Genomic DNA, 24,190 nt, shown 5'->3' on the forward strand with positions numbered 1-24,190 from the left:
TTAATTTCTTTTCACTTCAATAACTCGGTACCCTTTGGAACTTGCATATTTTTCAACGCTGTAGCTTTCGCCAAGATTTTCTGCAAGCCAAGTAATAAGCGAATCTGATCCAAGATTTTTTTGCACAACAAGGTAAGCTTTTCCTCCAACTTTTAAGCGAGGAATCCAAGTAAGCAAAATATCGTGCAATATTTCTTTTCCAACGCGAATTGGCGGATTAGACCATATAATATCAAAATTATTAAATTCTAAAGTATTATTTTCTTTAGAATTGTTTTCTTTAGAATTGTTTTCTTTTAAAGCATCATCTACTAAAGAAGTGTGAATATGCTTTAATCCAGCGTTTTTTGCGTTTAATTCAGTAAGTTCTAGCGCACGTTCATTAACATCAATTGCGAAAACTTCCGCTTCTGGAGATTCCAATCCAAAAGCGAGGCTAATAGGACCCCATCCGCAACCAATATCTAGGAATTTGCCTGATTTTGGCAACTCCGGAGCATGTTTAAGCAATACAGAAGTGCCTAAATCAAGCCTAGAAGCACTAAATACGCCGTTAGAAACCTGCACAGTTACGTCATTGTCTCGTAAAGTTACGTGTAAAGTGCGACGCTCGTCAATCGATGAAGGTTCAGCTGAAAAGTATTGTTCGCCACTTATTTTTTGTGGCTTTTGTGGCTTTTGTTGCTTTTGCGTATTTTGTGGCTGTGCTTTTTTCGATTGATCTGATTCTTGTAACTGCTTTGCTTTTTTCGATTGCTGCTTACTCATAATTCGCTATTTGTTTGCTTTCGCATCGTTCTGTATTGTCGGCTCAATTAACCATAATAAAACAAACGTTGTAAAACGTCATTCACAATGGAATACAGGAGGGCATAATGGTAGATAGCGAGGGGACTGCTACTCATGATGTGCTTTTGAGTCATTCCGACGTGCTTCTTGACAACACGTCATCAAGAGAACAGCACGATGAGGCTTGGCAGGAGCGCGAATCAAGAAACGCTTTAAAGCGTGTTGCAGGTCTTGGCGAATTACAAGATGTTACCGAAGTCGAATACAGAAAACTTCGCCTTGAACGCGTTGTTTTAGTAGGCGTATGGTCGAGTGCAAAAGGAACTCTTGCACAAGCGGAAGAATCTTTGCGAGAGCTTGCAGCATTAGCTCAAACAGCTGGCGCTGTTGTGTGCGATGGCATATTGCAACAGCGTTATAGGCCAGATGCTGCAACTTATGTTGGTTCTGGAAAAGCTCGTGAGATTGCAGCAGTTGTTGCGCAACATGATGCAGACACGATTATTGTTGATGACGATTTGCCTCCAAGCCAAAGACGTGCTTTAGAAGATGCAACTAAAGTTAAGGTTGTTGATAGAACTGCCGTGATTCTAGATATTTTCGCTCAGCATGCTACAAGCCGCGAAGGTAAAGCTCAAGTGGAGCTTGCACAATTGCAATACATGCTTCCTAGACTTAGAGGCTGGGGAGCGGCTCTTTCTAGGCAGGCTGGCGGACGAGCTGCAGGAGAAGCTGGTATTGGTTCTAGAGGACCTGGTGAAACAAAAATAGAAATGGATCGTCGAGCTATTCGCAATCGTATTTCTAAACTTCGCCACGATATTGCGCATATGGCACCTGCGCGCGACGTAAAACGTGAATCTCGCAGACGTAAAGATATTCCAACAGTTGCAGTAGTTGGATATACGAACGCTGGTAAATCTTCTATTATTAATTGCTTAACTGGTTCGCAAGAATTAGTAGAAAATGCGTTATTCGCAACTCTTGATACAGCAGTTCGTAGAGCGCAAACTCAAGACGGCAGAAACTATACTTTAGTTGACACTGTTGGATTTGTGCGCAGACTACCAACTCAACTTGTGGAAGCTTTTAAATCTACTTTGGAAGAAGTTAGCCAAGCTGATGTTATTTTGCACGTAGTTGACGGTTCCCACCCGGATCCTATTTCGCAAATTGATGCAGTAAACGAAGTTCTTTCAAAAATTGATGGCGTAGAAGATATTCCGCAAATTATTGCATTAAATAAGTCAGATATGATGAGCGATTCTACGAGAGAACATTTTAACGCTATCTACCCGGATGCAATTATTGTTTCTGCAGCAAGTGGCGAAAATATTCAAATACTTCGCGATTCTATAGAAGAATTGTTGCCATCTCCACGCGTTCATATAGATGCGATTATTCCGTATAGTGAAGGTTCGCTTCTTTCAAAAATTCGCGAAAATGGCATAGTTGAAAAGGTTGATTACTTAGATACCGGTATTAGTATTACAGCTTTAGTTGGTCCTTCTTTAGCTGCAAAACTAAAGCAAGTCGCATTGCAATAAAAAATTCCGGTGGTGCGATTAGAGTAAAGGTGTTCATACCAACAAGCTCTTAATATAAGAGCAGCCCTTAAATTACATAAACGGCGTATTTTTGTGCGCTTATAAGGGATTAATAAGTTGCCGAAAAGAGGTTTTTACTCATGGTGAGTTCGCAGGTTAAGCCAACGAAGCTTGCAATTATTGGTGCTGGTGCAGTAGGTTCAACGCTCGCATTCGCTGCTGCGCAGCGTGGTGTTGCTCGTGAAATTGTTCTTGAAGATATTGCTAAGGAACGTGTTGAAGCTGAAGTTTTGGATATGCAGCACGGTTCCAGCTTCTATCCTGCAGTTTCTATCGCCGGTTCTGACGATGTGGAAATTTGCCGTGACGCTGACATGGTTGTTATTACCGCTGGCGCTCGCCAGAAGCCAGGACAAACTCGTTTGGAGCTTGCAGGTGCAACTATCAACATCATGAAGTCCATTATTCCAAACGTTGTTAAGGTTGCTCCTAATGCAATTTACATGTTGATTACCAACCCTGTTGACGTTGTAACCCATGTTTCTATGAAGCTTTCCGGTCTTCCTGCAAACCAAATGTTTGGTTCTGGTACCAACCTTGATTCTGCACGTCTTCGCTTCCTTATCGCTCAGCACACTGGTGTGAATGTTAAGAACGTTCACGCATACATTGCTGGCGAACACGGTGATTCCGAAGTTCCTCTGTGGGCTTCTGCAACCATCGGTGGTGTCCCAATGTGCGATTGGAACGCTCTTCCAGGCCACGAGCCATTGGATGCTGCTAAGCGTGAAGAGATTCACCAGGAAGTCGTAAATGCTGCTTACAAGATTATTAACGGTAAGGGTGCTACGAACTACGCTATTGCTATGTCTGGCGTTGACATTGTTGAGGCTGTTCTTCGCGATACCAACCGCATTTTGCCAGTGTCTTCTTTGCTTGATGACTTCCACGGCATTTCCGACGTGTGCATGTCTGTTCCAACCTTGCTTAACCGCAATGGTGTGAACTCTCGCCTTAACACTCCAGTTTCTGACCGCGAGTTGGCTGCATTGAAGCGTTCTGCAGAAACTTTGCGCGAAACTGCTGCTAAGTTTGGCTTCTAATTTTTGTAAATTATTCCTTCTTATAGAAGCATAATTTCATATTGAAGTAACTAAACCGCTTCTTCACAATACTGTGAGGGAGCGGTTTTGTTTTGTGCTAACAACATGCCTCGTAATATTTTTTCTCTGAGTTCGATATATGATTGCTGTATGGCTGATTTTTCTCATATTCTTGCAACTCGACCTGATTTTAACGATAGTGATCGCGAATGGTTACATCACTTAGTTGCTGATTGGCAAGTTATTGCCGATTTAAGTTTTGCTGATTTACTACTTGTTATTCAAAATGGCGATGGAGAATATGTTGTTGCTGAACAGTGCCGTCCTTCAACAGCTATTACGATACGTACAGATGATTTATTGGGCAAAAAATTAGATGATTCTCTAGTTCCAGAGCTTGATGAAGCGATGAAGTCAGAAACAAGTTTCCATTCTTCCACTTTGCGCTCAATCGGCAGAGCAACTGTATGCTATGTTTACGCACCAATCAGGCATCGTGGTAAAACACTCGGGCTTGTTATGCGCGAAACTAATTTAGCAACTCGCGAGTCAAATGGCCGTTATGAAATGGAAAGCATTAATGCTGGAAAAACCTTGTTCGATATGATTCCTCGCGAACAATTCCCGTATCGTGAATCAGTGCTAAATCAGCGTCATAATGCTCGCGTTTCGGACGGTTTTATTGTGTTAGAAGCGGATGGTATTGTTCGTTACGCTTCTCCTAATGCTATTAGCTGTTTCCGTCGTTTAGGCGGCTTAGACACAATGCAAGGTGAGTATTTAAGCGAATTTGGCACACGTTTATTGCACACTAACGATAATGTTCCAGAAAGTTTGCCTCTTGTTTTAACAGGCAAAGCAGATGTGGATTGCGAATTGGAAGCAAATCGTTCAATAGTTTCTATGCGATCTTTGCCATTGTGGGGACCAAATAGTCGTGTTGGTGCAGTAGTTTTATGCCGAGATGTTACAGAAGTACTTCGTAGAGAGCAGGAATTACGTACTAAAAATGCTACTATTTCCGAAATTCACCATCGTGTAAAGAATAATTTGCAAGCTGTTTCTGCTTTACTTCGCTTACAAGCTCGTAAAACTAAATCTGCGGAAGTTAGAAAAGAGCTGGAAGAAGCACAGCGAAGAGTTCAAACTATTGCGTTGGTTCATGAAGGATTAAGTCAGACTGCTGACGAAATAGTTGATTTTGATAAAGTTATTTCAAGCTTATTGAAGATGTCTATTGAGCTTGCTTCGCAAAATCAGAATATTGATATTGATTTCGTTGGAAAGTTTGGGCGTCTTGCTGCTCAGGATGCTACTCCGTTATCTTTAGTGTTGACGGAATTAGTTACAAATGCAGTTGAGCATGGTTTTGAAGGTCGCGAAAGTGGCCACATTCGTATTGCTGTTGGCAGAAGCGGAGACAATCTTAATATTGTTGTTGAAGATGATGGCGATGGAATTGATAGTGAAGCATCTCACGGCATGGCAAAACCATCTGGATCTGGTCTTGGAACGCAACTTATTAATACGTTTGTTACTAACGACTTTGGTGGTACAGTGCGTTGGTCGCCTCGTCGCGAAGGTGGAACGCGCGTTGTGCTGGATATTAAATTGCGCGTATCTGGTATTGAATAAAAGTTATTAGAAGCTTTCTATAAGGGCGCGATTTGCCAGTAAAACGCGTCTTTATAGAGTTACGCGTTTTCCTAGAGTAATGCGTTTTACTAAAACGACGTGTCTTGGCTTCTGCGTGCGCGCAATACTCTGCGTTTTAGTGTTCGTCGCTCGTCTTCGCTTAAGCCACCCCATACGCCGTAATCTTGGTTTGTTTCCAAAGCGCATTTTAAGCACTCTGTTACTACATTGCACGAACGGCATACGGCTTTTGCTTCTTCAAGCTGCGCAATTGAAGTATTGGCGCTGCCAATAGGAAAGAACAGTTCAGGATCTTTGTCGCTGCATGCGGCTGTCGTTCTCCAATCAAACGAGTTGCTCATGAATTAATCCTCATTCCTTACCTATGATTCTCGGTATTAGAAATACCCCTGAATGTAAGGAAAGCATGAATAAGCATTTTTTTCAAGCTGTTTTTAAATCTTTATTAGAAATTTTAATTTTTTCTATTAATTTTGAAACATTACTTGTATCAAATTTGCTTTTCCAGGAGTAACTAAAACGCATCGCCCGGGAAGTTGATAATCTTGAACGTCAAAAGTTTTAGACATTGAAGAAGGTATGCCAAGAATTGCATCAGTGCCAACATCTCCTGTTGGGAAAATTATTCTAACTGGCGCTTGTTCCGGAATACGCAAATGACGAGCAGAATGAGTGCTGAAAATAATCGGAGCATTTTTATTACACAATCTTTCTTGAAAAGCAATAGCTTCTGGCTGATTGTTTAATGGGTCAAGAAATTCGTCAGCGTCATCAATAAGAAATGGGGTTTCGCTATTTCTCATATCTTGCACATTTTGAGATGACATTGTTGTTGCGTCATAAATTGGTAATAGTAAAGCTTTTGATATTATGCGCAATATTGTGCTTTTACCTTGCTTACGTCCGCCAATAATCGCAATATTTCCTAAATGAAGCGGTAGTAATGCTGGCAACAGCCGGATGCTATCATCTTTTAAACCGATAGCAATAGGCTGAATTGAATTATCGGTAATATGAAAGTTTTTCGTAAGATTTTGCGACGAAGAATATTCATAATTTTCGTTGTTATACCGATTCATCTCTTCTGAAGAAAGTATTGATGGCAATGGTGCACTAAATAATTCCGGAGAATACTCATGGTGTAAGAATTTTCCAGCCAACTGTATTGCGCGCACTAAGCGTCTCGGATTCTTGCTTTGAGCGCATCGCAATGCTGCAACTCCTTCGCCAAGATTGTAGTATGCGCTTCCAGGAGTGTGTGGGCTTATTTTAGAAGCGTGAGAAGTGCCTAATAATTCTTGAGACTGTAAGCCGTCTCTTACTCTTAAACAAATATTAATTGATATATTTGCTTTCATATCTGCACTTACTTGTCCGAGTGGATTTTGTGTTCCTGCAATAATATGCATGCCAAGAGATCTACCAACAGAAGCTATTCGTATAAGACGCGGCATGTAATCAGGAAGCTGATTTTTTAATGCGTGAAATTCGTCAATAACAATAAGTAATGAAGGTTCTGCTGGCGTAACTTGAGAAATATTATGGCATCCTTGTTGCGCTACTAGTCGTTCTCGTCTATCTAATTCCAGTTCGAGACCGCGTAAAGCTCGTATTGCATGTTTTAAGTTTAAGTCTCCTACATTCCCCATAGTGTGCGGAAGTTTAGATAGCATATCGAAAGTTGCTCCGCCCTTAAAATCCATAAAAACAAAACGTAACTCTTGTGGAGAATATTGAAAAGCTAAAGACAGGCACCAAGTTGTTAATAATACTGATTTTCCAGATCCGGTTGTTCCTGCAACTAAAGCATGCGGACCATTATTTACTAAATCAATATAGCAATATCCGTTATTGCTTACGCCTAGTGGGGAAATAAGATGTTTTTTGCAAATAGTAGAAGTTGAATGAGTGCTTATGCTTTTGCCATCTGCGTCTGCACTATTTTTAGCAAAATCATACGTCGTATTTTTTAGCCATTCGTGTATCACCAATTTCCAAGGCGGTTTTGTGCTGAAGGCTGTGTCTCGCTGCATCAACAATGTTTCCAAGCTAACTGGCGTAAGAGTATCTGGTAAACTTTCAACAACTTGTTGATCATATAGCAAATTTCTAGAATTTTGATTGCTTTGTAAAGCTTTATTATTTGCGTCACGTTCCTGCTGTGTTTTTTGTTCTTCACGCTGAGCAATATATTGCACTATTTGCGGCACTAAACTTGCGACGTACATCATTATGCTAGGTATAATCATGGCAAGCATCATCCAGTTTTTCTGCATCCAAGCCATTATTACTAGTGCAATATGAGCAAATATCGGTACAATACTTGCTGCCATTTGCACGCACATAAGCATTTTAGTAGTGTTTATTGCTTTATTAGATTCCTCGCTCATAGTCTAAGATTGCAACGTTGCAAATCATATTTCAATAATTTGTGCGCCTTGTGGATAAAAGGTAAATTTATTTAGTGAGTTCTGCTAGCGGACCAACCGCTCCCGGCTTATGAGCTCCCGACGCTAATTCATTAAATAATTCAGTATTTTTAACATCGTCAAGAAGAACAGAAGATCCGATTCCTTGCACTCTATAATCAGGATTAGTCCAATATACCGTTCCTGTTACTCCTTTAGGACCTGTTGCATCCTTAAAAGCTTGAGCCATTTGCCACAATGTTCCCGGATTGGAATTTTCGTCAAGAAGAACAGATGCAAGCCCAGTTTCTGCAAGCTTTTTTGCTTTTCCAAAATTAGTAAGAGTTTTGTGATCTAAAGCTTTTTTCATAATAGCTGCAATAACCATGCGTTGGCGTGCAGCGCGTCCAAAGTCAGATTGCGGATCAGCATAGCGCATACGCGAAAAAGCAAGTGCCGTGGCTCCATCAACATGATGACACCCTGCCGTCCAATTTAAGCCGCTAAACCTATCGCTTACAGTGCGGTTATAGCACAAATCAATACCATCAAGTGCATTGACTACGTTTGTTAAACCGTCAAAACGTATTTCGGCAACATGATCAATTCTGTGTCCGGTAATAGTTTCAATTGTTGACGTAAGCGCTTTGTTTCCAGCGTATTGTGCAACAGCATTTATTTTCATTTGTTTTCCGTTTAGCGACACTAAAGAGTCACGAGGAATAGAAATAAGTGAGCTATTTCCGTTATTTGGTTTAGTTAAAACGAGAATAGTGTCGGTTCTAAATCCTGTGATTTCTTTAGCTTCTGCACCTTCGCGCTGATCGGAGCCTAATATAAGCCATGCTGTTCCTTGCGTGCTAGGCGTGTTCGTAAGCCATTGTGTGCGATTAATATGAGAATCAACCCAATTCCACGAATATGCTCCTACTGCAACGCACACTATTGCTAACACTGCAACTAAAGCAAAAAATGCGTGCAAAAAGCGATGCGGGTGAATTGATTTTTCAGAAAAATTGTTACTAGAACCAGCATCAAAAGATTGATTTCTTAAATATGAAGCATTATTTACTTGATTTAATTGAGTTGGCTTATTGGATGGAGCATAGTTAGCAACCTTAATAATTTTAGGCTCAGACGACTTAATATTACGAATTCTATGCGATGCAGGAGCGAATGATGGTGCTTGATTCGCATTCGTATTGTTATTTGATTGTTTTACTTGCTTCGCTCGATTTGGAGTAAAACTTGGGGGAATAGCGTAAGGAGCTGAATTCGCATTGTGTGAAGGAGTGAAGATTGGCGGGTTTTCGTCATCATAACCGTCATCCTTATGCAATTGCGAATTCATGCATCCTCCAAAATGCGTTCAACGTTTATATATTAGCGTTGACTGTTCCAATCGTATATAAACTATTTTTAGCGTATCCTACGAGTATTCTACGCGTTACTACACGTTACTACACGTATTCTATGCGTATTCTAGTAAGTGAAACGTATTTTTACTCTTCCATTCGCTTATTTGCTTTTTGGAACAGCGCATAACACGTTATTCACATAACGATCAGCAATGCCAACATATTGACCGGTTTGTGGATCGTGAATTGTGCCGTCCGTAGGATTAACAATTCCTCCAGTATTTGGATCAATAAGACTTCCTTGAGATGTTTTTATTAATCCTGACTTTGGATCCACAGTTCCCGTATTCTTATTTTGTGAAGGAAGACGATTAAGTTTCTCGTTCTCGCTTATATCTTCGTCGTCATTAGAGACGTCTTTTTTATTCTTATTCTTATTAGCTGACTTCTTATTTTTATTATTAGTATCGTTTGGTCTTAATGACAATGGCTTATTTTCGCGCATTTTATCCCATATGCTGTATGCGTCATCGGACCAAACAACCCTATTCGGATCAGCTGCGTCTGGAACAACAGGAACAGTGCGAGCATAAATATGGGAAGTGTTTATTTTACGCATACTCAACGCAAGACCAACTAATGTGCCTGCATCTGCCATACCTTCGCTAATATTAAGAGATTTAAGCGCCGATTTAGCAAGCTGATATAGTTCAGGAGTTTGCGTAAACAGGTTTTTAGATAAAGCTTGATGCACAAGTTGCTTAATTAAGTACTGCTGCCTTGTGGTTCGCATAATGTCGGAACCGTCGCTTGCTGTATCGTGACGCATTCTTGCGTATTGTGTTGCAAGTCGTCCGTCTAAATGCTGCATACCTTGCTTAAAGTTGACTCCCGTGTACCTATCGCGAGTACTAACTGGAATGCACAATGAAACGCCACCAATGGCGTCAATCATATTACTCAAGCCGCTAAAATCTGTAACAATAAAGTGGTGAATATTCAATCCAGTAAGATAATTTACAGCTTTTAACGAGCATGATGCTGCTGAAGCTAAATCTCCGCCGCGCGCGTAGCCACTAGCGAAAATAGAATTAAACATTACATGCCTACGAGCTGGAATAATACCCTTTGAAGTTTCGCATGATGGAGCATTAACCATAGAATCTCTAGGAATAGAAACTATATTCATAAAGGATCTATCAGCGCTAATCTGCACAACCATTGTTGTGTCAGATTGATGATCACCTATTTCGTTATCATGCGTGAAGCTTCTATTATTTCCGTCGCGCGAATCTTGTCCAAGAACTAGGAACGTTACGGGCTTTCCTTCATTCGCATCAAGAATTTGACTAGCTTGCTTATCTTGAGAGATTACATTTACGACACGGTTTTGTATGGTTGAAGAAAAATCCATCCATACGGCAGCAATAATAGTTGAAAAGAAAGTAATAACTGAGATGATAAGTATACACAGTGTCTTGCGTGCGCGGTTATTCATGCGATAACCGAGGCTGTGATGCGGAGTATTTGAATTCCAATCTTCGTCTGACTGGTACTGCATGCCTTCAGGATACCGTGAAGTTACCATCGTACCTTCTTTCACAATAGGGCGTGTATTCTATTTTGCTTCTATTTTTAGCTTCGTTTTTATTAGTAATCATGCGGAATAATGCTAGTATCCGAATGAACACATATAAGCAAACAGTATAGTACGTGCCATTGAGATTTAGACATGCTTTTTAGCCAAAATATATATTAAAAATTTATTAAAAATCTATTAAAAAACTGTCTGTGTTGTGCTGGATACCTACCCCATGCGTAAACTGGTAATTATGGATTCAATAATCGCTCATACTAATGCCTTTGAAGACGAAGTTTTAAAAGTGCTTTCTACTGCGAAAACAGCACGCCCTCACGAAGTAGATTCTTCAATCATGGCAATGATGTGTGTAGAGCGAGATACGCGCTTTTATCAAGACACTTTAAAAGCTGTGTTAAGCCAGTCAGTTTTTCCTGGAACTTTGGTTATTGTTGATTGCGCAAATCGTGTGAAGCAAACTATGCAAACTACTGTGGAAATCCAGCTTGATTCCATGTCTTTTACAAACATGGTTACTTCTAATTCGGCAATAGCTCGTGATTCCAGATTGTCTTATAAAAATAATATTGAATCTAATAACAGTATTAAAAATATTAAAAATAATAGTGTTGAAAATAGTAACGCAAAGTATAAGCCAAATGTTAATTACAATAACAGCATTGGGCGTAAAACAATGCGCGTTATTATTATTCCTATCTCTTCAGCGCATTCGTTTGGTGACGCAATTGAGAAGTCTTTGAGAAAACTATTGCCATGCGCTGGAGTGTCCGCATTGTGGCTTTTGCACGATGATTCTCGCCCTCAAGATGCGCATTGCTTAGAAGCGTTGTGCGAAACTTGGCATAATAATCCAACAGCATCTGTAATAGGTGCTAAGCAAGTGGATTGGGATGGAAAAATCCTTCATAATGTTGGCATGTACGCATGGCATCATACTGTGCACACTCTTACAGTTGATGGTGAACCTGACCAAGAGCAGTATGATGGCCGCGGCGATGTGTATGCAGTTTCGCTGGCTGGATCTTTAGTTACGTTAACAGCATGGCAGACTTTACGTGGAACTCAGCCTTGGATGACAACTTTTGGTGAGTCAAGAGATTTTTGCCGTAGAGTATGCCTTTCTGGTGGTCGAGTAGTAGTTGTGCCTTCTGCGCGTATTGCGCATAGAAGAGCACGATTGGAAGGTCTTCGTACTAGAGGTGGAGAAGCGAGAACTTCTGAAAAATCTGGCATTAGTAACGGAATTGGATATTCTTTAATAGCAAATCAGCGTTACAAATACACTGATACTCGCATGCTTCTATGGCCTTTAATTTGGCTTTGCAGTTTGCCAACATCATTAGTAGGAGCATTGTATTCACTTTTTGCTAAGCATCCTTACGTTGCTTGGATTAGGTTGATACTTCCTTGGCTTGCTATTATGCAGTTGCCTCGTGCTGTGTTTGCTCGCCGCAGAGTTGCAAGAAATACTCGCGTTTCGTTAAAAAGACTTACGTCTTTGGTTGCAGATCGTCATCAAGTTCTTAGATGGAAAGACAGAAGCGCAGCTTTTAAAGCCCAGCAGCATTGCGTATTGTTAAGTCCTTTAGCAAGACGGCATTTGCATATTCGTGTTTTGCGTAGGTGGAGTGCTGTTATTCTCGCATCTATGCTGCTTTTTGCAGTCATATTGCATTTATATGGTGCTCCGTGGCGTGATGTTTTAGGCGGAGCGTCTTGGTATGCGCAAGAATGGTTGCCAACAGGAGCTAATTTCCATCAGCTTTTCAATGCTGCAATTGGCTCTTGGATTCCTGACGATGGTTTTGGCCCTGCTCTTCCTCCTTCTCCTTGGCTAAGTGTGTGGGCGTTAGCTTCGCTAATTGTTGGAGCAAACCCGTTGCTGTCAATTACTCTTATGTTCTTCTTGGCAGCTCCAGCTATGTGCTTAAGTTTCTGGGCGCTTGCAGGCGTATTTACTCGTTCTGATACTGTGCGCGTGTGCACAGGAATTTGCTGGACTATGATTGCAATAGCTTTCGGCTTATTTGCACGTGGCGATTTGCCAATGCTGATGACTATGGTATTTTTGCCTGCAGCTTTTGCTTTCTCATTCCACGCTGTTGGCATGTACGTAACTGAAGATCCAGTTCGTCCTGTTTCTTCCGTTCAGTGCGCTGCGTGTGCTGCTCTTTGCTTTATGGTTCCAGTTGCTGCAGAACCTCAGCTTATATTTCCTCTTGTTGTGATTTTTGTTGCATCCTTTATTATGGTTCGTTCGCATAGGCTTATGTTTTTGCTTGTGCCGATTCCATCAATTATTGTTCTGCTGCCAACAATAGGTAGTGCAATACGCTACGGTTCTTCGGGAATGTGGCGTCAACTATTCTCTAGCATGGCTTTGCCTTTGCGAAGTGTTCAAGGAGCTCCTCGCGCTCAAGGTTATATTGACGTTCTTTTACACGCTTTGAATATGAGTTCTCCTCATGTTGCTGTTAATATGCCATTGCTTAGTTTAAGAACAATAATTATGATGATTTTTGCAGCTTTGGCATGTTTCATGGCTGTTGCAGCATTAGTTTTACCATTCGCTTTACGTGTTTCTCGCATGATGTGGGTTGTTATTATTAGCGGAATGGTTTTATCGCTAGTTTCAGCGCGTATTGTAATTGCTGCGGATACTACTGGCCCTGTTGCTGCTAGCGTTTTGCCAGGCGTAGCATTATCTACAGTAGGCGTTTTGGCGTGTATGTGCATGGTTGCAGGTCAAGCTGTGCGTCGCTTCGAGCCTTTGCGCGTTACGAAAAAACCAGAATCTGTGCCTGCTGAAGGTTATAAAACTAGAACTGATAGGCGCGCTGCAATGCGTCGTTCCGCAGCAAGACTTTTGCAACATATAATCCGTATTGCAAGAGCTGTTCTTGCTAGTGGAATGTTAGCTATGGCTATACTACTTGGTCTTTTTGCAGTATTAAGCGGACCGGCAACGTCAATTGCTGCAAGTAATAGTGGCCTTCCAATGGTTGTTACTGACTATTTAGATAAAGATGATATGCATCGAGTTCTAGCTCTTAAAGCTATAAGTAGTCATGAGCTAGAAATTGCAGTAATGCGTACTGCTAGGGGAGATGTTATAGACGAGTCTCCTGCGCTACGAGTTAGAAAAGTTATGTTTGGCGACTCTCAAAGCTCTAAAGCTTTGTCTCTCTCAGCTTCTAAGTTGCTATCTCATGCAGATAATGGCGCAATAGATACCTTAAAGCAGCTTGGTGTTGGTGGAATTTATATTGTAAACGATGCTAGCTCTCATAAAGCTGTTAAAGCAAGTAAAATGTCAATACAGCAATTGTTGCATCCTGTTGCAAACTTAGAAAACAATATTAATAAAGAAGCTACTGAGCGTTTAATAGCGCATGTGAATGCTGCTGAAAGTGCTCAATTAGTAGTGTCTTTGCCTCAAGGAACTTATTTCCGTTTTGATGGAATGTATGATGCTAAATCATTAAAAGAAACTTCTCCATATTATCGTTCAAGACCGCTTTCTTGGAGAATACCTTGGGTGGTTTCATCCGTAATAGTATTACTAGTATATTGCTTAGTTGCGGTTCCTCGTTTTGGAAGACATACTATGATCGAGCGTTCTGATGATTTGCATGAGGAGGAATTAGATGAGTTGGCGTAAGAGTCCTCATGATACTTCAAAGCACGGCGAATTGCCTGCAGAATCAGATATTGCGTATAAGCATAAGCTAGTCGGCGTAGTTGCTCTTGCTACAATAAGCGCAATATTTCTTCTTGCAGTAGCGTTAGTTGTAGCGTCATGCTTTACTTTTCCTCAATTTGTAGATAATCCTGATTCGCCAAGTAGCAGCGTAACTCGTAGCGTTGGTGCCACGCGTTTGCAATCTATTTGCCCTATTCGATTGTCGTTGCCGGATTCAACTAAGTATGGCGATAGTCAATATCAAGAATCAGAAGGCGATTTGCAATCTTTTGCACGCTACGGAGCATTTGGTGATGTTTATAAAGCTGGTGTGCATAATATTCGAGATAATAATGATGAAACGGAATCTTTATTAACAAAAGCAGAAGATTCAGAAACTTCATCACTTATTTCCAATAGTAGTGTTGATCATGATGCTCAAGCTTTAGAGGGACGTTTATCTAAAGTTGTATTAGGTACAGGAATTGCTGCTTCAATGGCTTCATGGGCAACAAGTGGCGATATACGAGGTTTATCTGCCACCACATGTTCTACGCCTTTAATGAAGCAAGCATTTTTAATTCCGGAAACAGGAGCTGGTATTTCTTTACGTTTGGAAGCGTTTAATTCTACTTCTAAACCAACAGTAATACGCGTTCGCGCATGGTCTTCTAAGAATGGAAATAATCCGTTAGCTCTTTCTACAGGAAGTGCTTTTACAGTTCCAGCTCGTTCGCACGCTTCTTTTGACCTTTCTGCTGCAGCTCCTAAATCTTCCGGACTATATGTTCAAACAGAAAGCGAGCAAGCTCCTGTTGCATCATTCGTAAAAGTTGTGCACATGAGCGGCCTTTCAATAAAAGGCGTCGATATTATTCGAGCATTAAGTCCTAAGTCAAATTCCACAGTTTTATCGGGAATTAACGAAGGCGATCAAACAAAATTGTATGTGTGGCCTAGCAAAGGTGGCAACGCAACTATTTCTTGGATAAATGTTTCTGGAACCCAAAAAGTAAAAGATATATCCCTAAAATCTCATAATTTACAGGTTATTGATCTTGGCACAGTTCCAGAAAAAACGCATGCAGTAAGTATTGAAGGCGTGCCAACAGTAGCAATGATGTCAGTTTCGCGAGATGGCAAAGATGGGCAATCAGATATTGCTTTTGTTGAAGCGTCAAGAGTGCAGGGAAGTAGCGCAATCGTTTCGCCAGTTAGCGCTTCTGAAACGACTCTATACTTTGCTTCAACAAGCGATAACGATTCATCTGTATTCTTACAAAGCTTTGGCAAAACAGGACTTCTTACAGGCAGCGAACGTATTGTTATTCCTGCTCACCGTGTAGTAAGCATTCCTGCTGAAAATATTTCAAATGATGCTGTAATGTTCACTGTAAAAACGCAAAATAATATTTCATTCTCTGCTCGTATTCGCAAAGATGAAGTAGATAAAGCAGGTTTAGCTGGTATTTCTTGGCTAGCATCGCAGTCTTTAGAGCCTCAACAAATGCAAGTGTACGTAAGTAATAATAACCATATTGTGCATTAAATATTTTGCAAAATTTTACTATAAATATAATCACAATATTTTGGCAGAAATAAAATATGATTAAACGCAAGAAAATTATTATCGACACAGACTGCGGATCTGACGACGCTATGGCAATAGCTATGGCATTAAATGATTCTCGCTACGAAATACTCATGTTTTCTACCGTTTCTGGAAATGTGAGCATGAGTCAAGCAACCACTAATACTCTTACTACAATCGAATATGCGAATACTTATGAGCCTCCAGTTTATTGCGGAAGCATCAATATGCTGATGAGAAAACTCGAGTACGCTTACGAAACGCACGGCAGAGACGGCATGGGAGACATCGGTTTAGTGCCACATAAGCTTAAAGCTTCTAAAGGAAATGCCGTTATAAAAATGCTTGAATTTTTGCGCAATAGCAATGATGGTGAGATTGATGTTATTACATTAGGCCCGTTAACTAATATTGCTCTCGCTTTGCGACTCGATGAAGATGCAATGCGTAAGATTGGCAGGCTTACTATTATGGGTTCTGCAGGTCTTGGTAGAGGAAATGTGACTCCTGTTGCTGAGTTTAATGTTTGGCAGGATCCTGAAGCTGCAAAAATAGTTATTGAATCCGGTTTGCCAAATATTACTTTAGTTGGTTGGGATGCTTGCTTAGGAGATTGCATGTTAAATCCTAAAGAGATTGACATGATTCGTAATAGTGGGCCGTTAGGTAAGTTTGCTATTGATTGCAATAAAGAACTTATGCAAATGAATATTGAACGCTTTGGCGACGCTTACCTTGATATGGCTGATCCTTCAGCTGTAGCTGCAGCATTATGCCCATCGTGTGTGCAAGTTTGCGAACCGTATTATTGCGAAGTTGATGTTACTAATGGTCCAAATTATGGTGCTGTTGTTGTGGATGTTAACAATTGCACTGGCAAAAATGCAAACGTTAGAGTTTGCAGTAAGCTAAGTGCTTCAACTTACAAGCAATACATTTATAAAACTTTAGGTGTTTGTAAATCTAAAAATTAATATTTACATTCCCCAATCAGGATCAATCTCTTCAGGCCTTCTACCGTACAGTTCCGCTAATCTTTGCACAAGCTCGTCGCGAATAGCATACTGTAATTCTGTTCTGTTGCTTACGTGCGTGCATAATGGCATACGATATAGCACAATACGAGGCGGTATTCCGCGGTTTGCTGGGAATGCTTGAGACATAATTCTGCGGTTATGCTCCCAAAATACCGTTTGCGATGGTGGTACGTCTTCTACAGCGAATTGAACATCTTTTATAAGTGCTTTCCAAGCGCTATTAAGTCTACGAATTTGAGCAGCTACCATAGCGTCAAACATGCCGCTTGCTGTTCTATATTGCGGTAGGCGAGTGCCGAATATTGGCGCTCTTAAACCTCGTCCATGACGATTTCTGTAGTGTCGTTCTTCCCAAATTACGCTTGTCATACTTCTACTGTAAAAGAAGGCTAGGGCAAGAAAGCAAGAAAGCAAAAAGCAAAAACTAAGTAAAATATATTTCTCAAGTATGTGAAATATAAGCACAATATGAAATACTGTATATATAGTCTTATAAATCAGGAGGCGCTACGATGCTCAAACCAATAGTTCATGATTGGGATGAGTGCAATCTTCCTGAGCTTATTTCTAAATCTTCTCTTATTGCTTTTGATTTAGACAACACATTGGCTTGTTCTAAAAAACCTATGCTTGCTCCTATGGCAGATGCGTTAAGTGAACTTGTTAATTTAATTCCTGTTGCTATTATTACGGGCGGCTGCTTATCTTTAGTTAAAAGTCAAGTTTTGGACGTTCTTTTAAAAGATACTAAACTTGAAAATCTTCATATTATGCCAACTAATGGAACAAGTTATTACAGAGTTGACAACGACAAGGCTTTTCAATGTGTTTACGAGCATATTATTGATTCTGAGCAAGCTAAATATGTTGTTGAAGTTATACAAAAATATGCTAAGCAGATGGGAATTTGGAAAAGCCATGGTGATTCAATGCTTTGGGGTGAGCAGATTGAAAACCGTGGAAGTCAAATTACTTTTTCTGCGCTCGGTCAGCTTGCTCCGGTTGAGTATAAAAGAGCGTGGGATCCAACTGGCAGATTAAAAAATATGCTTGCTCAAAATATTTCTAAAGCTTTGCCTGATTTTGCTGTTCACGCTGGTGGTTACACGAGCATAGATATATATAAGCGCGGTGATGACAAAGCTCAAGCATTGCTTACATTGGCTAAATATTGCGATTTTAGCATTGAAAACATGTCTTTTATTGGCGATCGCATGTATGACGGTGGCAATGATTATCCAACAGCTTTTACTGGCGCTTTGGCTGTGAGGGTCTCAAATCCGTCGGATACTTTGAACTTGTGCCTTCGCGTGCTTGATTGTTTGAAATAAGTAGTAAGCGTCATTTTTATTTACTTTATGCACATATGCACAAATTTTGCGTTTTTGAATAGCTTTTAACCACAATGATATTTTTTTGTTGTAATGAATTATTTAACTCTTTTATACTTGCAGCATGGTTGGGAGACGCAAAAGAATAAATAAAGTAATAAATAAAGTAATAAATAAAGTAATAAATAAGATAGTAAGCAGGGTAGTAAGCAATCTATCTGAAAGAGGCATGTAGCGTGGTACGCAAAGGGGGGTTCGCGTACCACGCGGCTGTGGACAATAATGAAAAGTCGTCTTGCGAAAAATGGCATTGTGAAAAATGGCGTTATGCAAAATGGAAAGATATTGCGTTTGCTATATGGAATTTGTTATTTCCTCGCGGATGCTCAGGATGCGATGCTCCGGATTGCGTATTGTGCGAAGAATGTTGCAATGCGTTGAAATGTTGGAAGCAAGCTTCTTTTTCTAGCGTTACTTGTGGGTATCGTTATGCGTGCGGAGTATACGCCGAATCAGTAAGGCGCTCAATATTGTTATGGAAAGATCACGGTGATGTGGCGTGCAATAAAGTATTTGCTAAACTTCTTTCTGATCTAGTTATAACAGTTTTAAATAAACTACTTATTCCAAAACCGCATAATTATACGAATTCTAGTAAAAAGCAGAATTTTCTGTACGAAGAAAATCTAAAGAATAATTTTCATAATCCAAGTAACGAAAATCCAATACTAGTAATTCCAATGCCATCTTCTAACGCATCACAAAGACGTAGAGGACGCAAGCATATGCTTCCTTTAGCAAATAAAATTGCTGAGGATTTATGCAGTAGTAATATTCCTGCTTGTGTTGCAAATATTGTACGAATGGATTCAAAAATCAATACGAAATCAGTTCAAACTTCTGGTTCTCGTGGCAGATCTCGCAGAGCTTCGAATGCTTTCAAAGTAGATTTAAAAATGCTAGAAAAACTTAACTGCGGTAGCAGCGAGTATCAAGCAATTATTGTAGATGATATTGTTACAACAGGTTCTACTATGAGCAGTTGCGTTGCAGCATTGCGTAACGCAAATATTTGCACTATTGCAGCATTTTCGTTAGCTTGCGTAATAAACGTTGGGGATGACACTACAGACTACGAATAATAGTTTATTCTGCATTGTTATAGTCTATTGGAAGAGTAATTTCAAAATTTGGTCCGCGCTTGTCGTCCACAACTTTTACAGTTCCGTGATGTAATTGCGCAGCCCAACGTGCAATAGATAATCCTAAGCCTGTTCCGCCAGATTCAGTGCCAATTCGTTGATTCCCCTTAACAAATCTTCTGAAAATATCGGATCGCTTTTCTTGAGGTATTTGATCTCCAAAATTAACAACATTGCTTACTAAAGTATTTTGAATGTGGTTAATATGAGCGCTAATAAGCACGTTAGTTCCGTCGCCTGAATGTTTTAAAGCATTCGAAATAACATTAGTGAATAATTGCGAAAGACGGCCTTGGTCTCCAGTTAATTCAATATTGTTGTCAATATCAACGTTAATGTGGTGATTATGCCCAGCGTCCGCTATTTCAAGCGGCTCAATAATCTCATCAAGAAATTCTGCAAAATTAAATGAAGTAATATTAAGACTTTCGGCGCCTGCTTCTACGCGAGATAAATCAAGAAGAAAAGTAATAAGATCCGCAAGCCTATGAGTTTGGTTTAAAATAGCTTCCATATTTGATGGCGTTGGATCAACTACGCCGTCCGCAAGATTCTCAAGCATGGCTTGTAACGCAGAAACTGGGGTTCTTAACTCATGGCTAACGTTTGCTATAAGCTCTCTGCGCATTTGATCCGCATGCTCTAATTCTCCTGCCATTTCGTTAAAAGCAAGAGTAAGCTTACCAACTTCGTCGCGACGATTTTCCACAGCTACTCTTACAGAATAATCACCGTCTGCCATTGCTTCTGCAGCATTTTTCATTTGACGAAGTGGTGCTGTAAGTCCTCGCGAAAATACGTAAGTAATTCCTAAAGCAACAACTAGTGTTAGTGGCATAGCAATCCAACCATTTAAGCCAGTTTTAAGCAGGAACCAAGCCATTACGAATGCAATAGCTGTTGCGAAAAGAATAATTGCAGAAAGCTCAATTTTTAACGAAGAGAAGAATCCTACAGGACGATTTGGGTAGTTGTGTTTTGAAGAAGAATTTACTTCGTTGGCGGAATCTGTTGTTTTAACGTTTGCTTTAGCGTTTGTTTTAGCGTTTGCTTTAGTATTCATATTACTAAACTTGCGATTGTAAAACTTGATCGTAATCGCTTGCTGGAGGCTCAAAAGCGTATCCTATGCCGTGAACTGTTCTAATCCACTCCGATCCAATTTTGTGTCGAAGTGATTTAACGTGAGAATCCACAGTTCTAGTTCCAGAAGCATCTGGCCAATCCCATACTTCTTCAAGTAATTCTTCGCGCTTGAATACTGTGTGAGGATGGCGAGCAAGTGTTGCGAGCAAGTCAAACTCTGTTGGAGTGAAATGTATCTCTTCGTCGTGCAATGTTACTAATCTTTGACGAGGCTTAATAATAAGATCTCCAAAATCAAGAGTTCTTTCATGTTCCATAGTTTTTGCTATTTGCGCAGCACGTTCAACTCGACGAAGAAGAGCTGCACAGCGAGCAATTAATTCTCTAGGGGAGAACGGCTTAGTCATGTAGTCATCTGCTCCCGCGCTTAATCCCGAAATTTTATCGGATTCTGCATCGCGAGCAGTAAGCATAAGAATAGGAACTGGTCTTTTGGCTATAATTCTGCGCGTTGCTTCTATGCCATCCATAATCGGCAGCATTATATCCATAATAATGAGATCAGGTTGCAATTGATCTGCTGCTTTAACAGCAGAAACTCCATCAGTAGCGACTCGTGCTCGCCATCCTTGCGCAGTAATGCGTTGAGCTATTGCTGTAGCAAGATCTGGCTCGTCTTCAACCACAAGAATGGTTCTACGAACGACGCTATCTGATGGAGTTTTTACCATAATTTTTTAGTTAAACCTTTCAGTGCTGCACTGGCCTCAAGAACACTGCTCCCAACGCTGGTACAGTAATTCTTGCGGAGTATGGGCGAGAATGATATTCTTCAGCGGCTGCAGTAAATGTGCCATTGTGAATATCGGATCCGCAATACTTTGCATCATCTGTAGTAAGTATTTCTTCCCACTTACCGCCCTTTGGCAATGCGACTTGATAGTCTTGCCAGGCTTGACCGGAGAAGTTTACTACCACAACGATTTCTTCGCCGTTATCGCCAATGCGCATGTAGCTTAAGGTGTTGTGATCTGAATCATCGCTTGTAAGCCACTGGAAGCCATCAGGAGTAAAGTCTTGGCTCCAGAAAGCTCTAGAACTCTTGTACAAAGCATTCAAATCAGCAACAAGCTTTTGTACACCTTGATGGAATGGCCATTGCAGCTCGTTCCAATTAAGCGAAGTATTGAAGTTCCATTCGCTGGACTGTCCAATTTCTCCGCCCATGAACAGAAGATTCTTGCCTGGATGAGACCACTGGTATGCAAGCAAAGCACGCAATCCTGCGAACTGCTGCCATTCATCGCCTGGCATCTTTCCAAGTAATGAACCCTTGCCGTACACAACTTCATCGTGGCTTAATGGAAGCACATAATGCTCGGAGTATGCATAAACCATTGAGAACGTAATTTCGTTATGATGCCAACGACGGTTAATTGGTTCTTCCTTAAGGTATTGCAGAGTATCGTGCATCCAGCCCATATTCCACTTCAAGCCGAAGCCTAAACCGCCCATATCTGTTGGTGCAGTTACGCCTTGGTATGCAGTGGATTCCTCAGCAATCATCATAATGCCAGGATTATTCTTGTATGCAGTAGCGTTTGCTTCCTTAATGAAGTCAATAGCTTCAAGGTTTTCACGTCCACCGTAAATATTTGGCCTCCACTGACCATTTTCGCGGCTGTAATCCAAGTAAAGCATTGAGGAGACTGCGTCAACGCGCAAAGCGTCAACATGGTACTCATCCAACCAGAAGCAAGCGTTAGCAACAAGGAAGTTACGAACTTCGTGACGTCCAAAGTTGAAGATGTAAGTTCCCCAATCTGGATGTTCGCCACGCATCGGATCTGGATCTTCATAAAGCGCTGTACCATCAAAGCGTCCAAGTGCAAAATCATCCTTAGGGAAGTGGGCTGGAACCCAATCCATAATTACGCCGATGCCTGCCTTATGGAGCTTATCAACCAAATACTTGAAATCATCAGGGGAGCCGAGTCGAGAATCTACAGCATAGTAACCTGTAACTTGGTAACCCCAAGATCCAGAGAATGGATATTGCGTAAGTGGCATAAACTCAACGTGAGTGAAGCCTTCTTTTTGCACATATTCAACAAGATGATCCGCAAGCTCGCGATAATTACCTAAATCGCGATTCCAGCTGTTTGCTTGCACTTCGTAAATACTTATTGGACCGTTATGAGCATCAGTCTTTGCTCGCTTATCCATCCAATCAGTGTCGTGCCACTTAAATTCAGAATCTACAACAACGGATCCAGTGTTTGGTGGAACTTCGTGCGAGCGCTCCATTGGATCGGCCTTCATAATCCAATTGCCGGATTGTGTAAGAATTTCGTACTTGTAGACTTCTCCAGCAGTAACGCCAGGAATAAAGAGTTCCCAAATACCAGAAGAGCCGAGCGAGCGCATTGCGTGACGACGGCCATTCCAATAGTTGAAGTTACCAACTACTCGAACTGCGCGAGCATTCGGTGCCCAAACAGAAAAAGCAGTGCCTGTTACTTTCTTTACCATCTTTCCTGTTTCTGGAGAAACAAGACCCCACGAATCAGTAATGGTTTTAACATGTGCACCAAGTGCTTCCCAAAGGCGTTCATGACGTCCTTCGCCAAACAGATACATATCGAGTTCGCCAATTTGCGGCAAGTAACGATACGGATCGTCGTCAGTAGATTCAGAGCCATCAATCTCAACAGTGTGAATTCGATAGCTTGGCACAGACCAAGACTTAGTTTTAGTATGCTTTACTGCAGGAATAACAGCAGTAAAAATACCGTTATATTCGTGTTCGGCTTCGTATTCACCACTCTTTGTAAGAATGACTACTTTCTTGGCCATAGGGCGTAATACGCGGACGGTTACAGTGTCGGCACCTTTACCAGTTCCAAGGTGACCGCCGAGAACCTCATGTGGATTGTAATATTCTGCATTGCTCACCGCAGCTAGTACGTCCTGACGGACTGGAACTGCGACTGCATCTTCATTGATGTTAGTAACTGTACTCATGTTGCCTATCATACATGGTTTATTGCTGTAAGTCGCGTGTGTTTCGCAGTATTGTGAAAAAATTATGAAAGTTTTTTCAAGTCGTGCCCTTATGGGAAACTGATATGAGTTTTTCTGTGCATACGGAGGGTTCTGTGGAATATCAAGTCGGCGATATGGTCGTCTATCCTCGTCATGGTGCGGCGCGTGTTGAAGAAATTAGTGAGCGCACCGTAAAAGGTGTAACTCGTCAATATTTGAGATTAGTAGTGTTGTCGTCTGACGGCTTGGAAATTAATGTACCTGTAGATAACGTGAAAAAGGTTGGCGTTCGCGATATTGTTGGCGCTCAAGAAGTAGCAAAAGTTTTTGAAATTTTACGTACGCCAATTATTGAAAAAGAAATGAATTGGTCTAGGCGTTATAAGCTTAATGTAGAAAAAATTGCTACTGGTGACGTAAATAATATTGCCGAAGTTGTGCGTGATTTGTCGCAGCGAGATGTTGACGAGCACGGTTTATCTGCTGGCGAAAAACGTATGCTTGCTCGCGCTCGTAGCATTTTAATTTCTGAAATTGCTTTGTCTGAAAAGATTGATGAGCAGGAAGCAGAGCGTCTTCTTGATGTGAATCTTGGCTATAAGGAGCCTCAGGAAGGTGACGATAAGCATCATACGATTGCTCCAGAAGAGCCAGCTGCTATGACTTTAGCTTTGCTGGAAGAGCGTAGTAGGAAGTCAAAGAAGAAGTAGTAAGTTAATTCTTCAAAAATAAAATAAATTTATTTTGCTTTGTTC

At 40.9% G+C, this 24,190-nt stretch carries 18 protein-coding genes; 9 read left to right on the plus strand and 9 right to left on the minus strand.

Going from position 1 to position 24,190, the window contains the following annotated elements; all coding sequences use genetic code 11:
* Positions 1-768 (minus strand): class I SAM-dependent methyltransferase, encoded by a 768-nt coding sequence (locus ACTJLE_RS04830; RefSeq protein ID WP_481267666.1) that lies wholly within the window; start codon positions 766-768, stop codon positions 1-3.
* 107 nt (positions 769-875) lie between these two features.
* On the opposite strand from ACTJLE_RS04830, the gene hflX reads away from it, so the two are divergent.
* The 3 genes from hflX (at position 876) to ACTJLE_RS04845 (ending at position 5,074) form a co-directional block, all read left to right on the plus strand.
* Positions 876-2,336 (plus strand): GTPase HflX, encoded by a 1,461-nt coding sequence (gene hflX, locus ACTJLE_RS04835; RefSeq protein WP_481267667.1) that lies wholly within the window; start codon positions 876-878, stop codon positions 2,334-2,336.
* A 140-nt stretch (positions 2,337-2,476) separates the two neighbouring features.
* Entirely contained in the window at positions 2,477-3,439 is a 963-nt protein-coding gene (locus ACTJLE_RS04840) for an L-lactate dehydrogenase (RefSeq protein WP_004107125.1), read from the plus strand.
* A gap of 150 nt (positions 3,440-3,589) precedes the next feature.
* A complete protein-coding gene (locus ACTJLE_RS04845; protein ID WP_481267668.1) occupies positions 3,590-5,074 on the plus strand; it encodes a sensor histidine kinase in 1,485 nt (494 codons plus the stop codon).
* A gap of 89 nt (positions 5,075-5,163) precedes the next feature.
* Here ACTJLE_RS04845 and ACTJLE_RS04850 read toward each other — a convergent pair whose 3' ends face one another.
* The 4 genes from ACTJLE_RS04850 to ACTJLE_RS04865 all read right to left on the minus strand — a co-directional run bounded on the left by ACTJLE_RS04850 (position 5,164) and on the right by ACTJLE_RS04865 (position 10,449).
* On the minus strand, positions 5,164-5,436 hold the full coding sequence (locus tag ACTJLE_RS04850; protein WP_481267669.1) for a WhiB family transcriptional regulator: 273 nt from the start codon (positions 5,434-5,436) through the stop codon (positions 5,164-5,166).
* 126 nt (positions 5,437-5,562) lie between these two features.
* Positions 5,563-7,485, minus strand: a complete 1,923-nt coding sequence (locus ACTJLE_RS04855) for an FtsK/SpoIIIE domain-containing protein (protein WP_481267670.1) — start codon at positions 7,483-7,485, stop codon at positions 5,563-5,565.
* Positions 7,486-7,552: 67 nt separating this feature from the next.
* On the minus strand, positions 7,553-8,854 hold the full coding sequence (locus tag ACTJLE_RS04860; RefSeq protein WP_481267671.1) for an LCP family protein: 1,302 nt from the start codon (positions 8,852-8,854) through the stop codon (positions 7,553-7,555).
* A gap of 167 nt (positions 8,855-9,021) precedes the next feature.
* Positions 9,022-10,449 (minus strand): LCP family protein, encoded by a 1,428-nt coding sequence (locus tag ACTJLE_RS04865; protein ID WP_481267739.1) that lies wholly within the window; start codon positions 10,447-10,449, stop codon positions 9,022-9,024.
* A 244-nt stretch (positions 10,450-10,693) separates the two neighbouring features.
* Between ACTJLE_RS04865 and ACTJLE_RS04870 the strand changes: the two genes are divergently transcribed.
* Genes ACTJLE_RS04870 through ACTJLE_RS04880 form a run of 3 tightly spaced genes read left to right on the plus strand, consistent with a single transcriptional unit; the run spans position 10,694 to position 16,708 of the window.
* Entirely contained in the window at positions 10,694-14,122 is a 3,429-nt protein-coding gene (locus ACTJLE_RS04870) for a glycosyltransferase family 2 protein (RefSeq protein ID WP_481267672.1), read from the plus strand.
* Positions 14,109-15,692 carry a DUF5719 family protein gene (locus ACTJLE_RS04875; RefSeq protein WP_481267673.1) on the plus strand — a complete coding sequence of 528 codons (1,584 nt, stop codon included), beginning with the start codon at positions 14,109-14,111 and terminating at the stop codon, positions 15,690-15,692. Before ACTJLE_RS04870 ends, ACTJLE_RS04875 begins: the two co-directional genes overlap by 14 nt.
* 56 nt (positions 15,693-15,748) lie before the next feature.
* Positions 15,749-16,708 carry a nucleoside hydrolase gene (locus ACTJLE_RS04880; RefSeq protein WP_481267674.1) on the plus strand — a complete coding sequence of 320 codons (960 nt, stop codon included), beginning with the start codon at positions 15,749-15,751 and terminating at the stop codon, positions 16,706-16,708.
* A gap of 3 nt (positions 16,709-16,711) precedes the next feature.
* Here the strand turns inward: ACTJLE_RS04880 and ACTJLE_RS04885 are convergent, their stop codons facing one another.
* A complete protein-coding gene (locus tag ACTJLE_RS04885) occupies positions 16,712-17,140 on the minus strand; it encodes a metallopeptidase family protein (RefSeq protein ID WP_481267675.1) in 429 nt (142 codons plus the stop codon).
* Positions 17,141-17,283: 143 nt separating this feature from the next.
* Between ACTJLE_RS04885 and ACTJLE_RS04890 the strand changes: the two genes are divergently transcribed.
* Both ACTJLE_RS04890 and ACTJLE_RS04895 read left to right on the plus strand, forming a co-directional pair.
* Positions 17,284-18,102: an HAD-IIB family hydrolase gene (locus ACTJLE_RS04890; protein WP_481267676.1), complete on the plus strand. Its 819-nt coding sequence runs from the start codon at positions 17,284-17,286 to the stop codon at positions 18,100-18,102.
* Between the two features lie 272 nt (positions 18,103-18,374).
* A complete protein-coding gene (locus ACTJLE_RS04895) occupies positions 18,375-19,244 on the plus strand; it encodes a ComF family protein (protein ID WP_481267677.1) in 870 nt (289 codons plus the stop codon).
* A 4-nt stretch (positions 19,245-19,248) separates the two neighbouring features.
* Here ACTJLE_RS04895 and ACTJLE_RS04900 read toward each other — a convergent pair whose 3' ends face one another.
* From ACTJLE_RS04900 to glgB, 3 genes are read right to left on the minus strand one after another with little or no spacing between them, the layout of a single operon-like run.
* Positions 19,249-20,367, minus strand: coding sequence for a sensor histidine kinase (locus ACTJLE_RS04900; protein ID WP_481267678.1), 1,119 nt, complete (start codon positions 20,365-20,367; stop codon positions 19,249-19,251).
* 4 nt (positions 20,368-20,371) lie between these two features.
* Positions 20,372-21,121: a response regulator transcription factor gene (locus ACTJLE_RS04905; protein ID WP_481267679.1), complete on the minus strand. Its 750-nt coding sequence runs from the start codon at positions 21,119-21,121 to the stop codon at positions 20,372-20,374.
* Between the two features lie 19 nt (positions 21,122-21,140).
* Entirely contained in the window at positions 21,141-23,414 is a 2,274-nt protein-coding gene (gene glgB, locus ACTJLE_RS04910; RefSeq protein WP_481267680.1) for a 1,4-alpha-glucan branching protein GlgB, read from the minus strand.
* Positions 23,415-23,548: 134 nt separating this feature from the next.
* On the opposite strand from glgB, the gene ACTJLE_RS04915 reads away from it, so the two are divergent.
* The gene (locus tag ACTJLE_RS04915; RefSeq protein WP_481267740.1) at positions 23,549-24,145 is read left to right on the plus strand and encodes a CarD family transcriptional regulator; all 597 of its coding nucleotides are present in this window, start codon (positions 23,549-23,551) and stop codon (positions 24,143-24,145) included.
* Positions 24,146-24,190 lie beyond the last annotated feature (45 nt).

This window comes from Gardnerella sp. CCPDSM, from assembly GCF_056754715.1.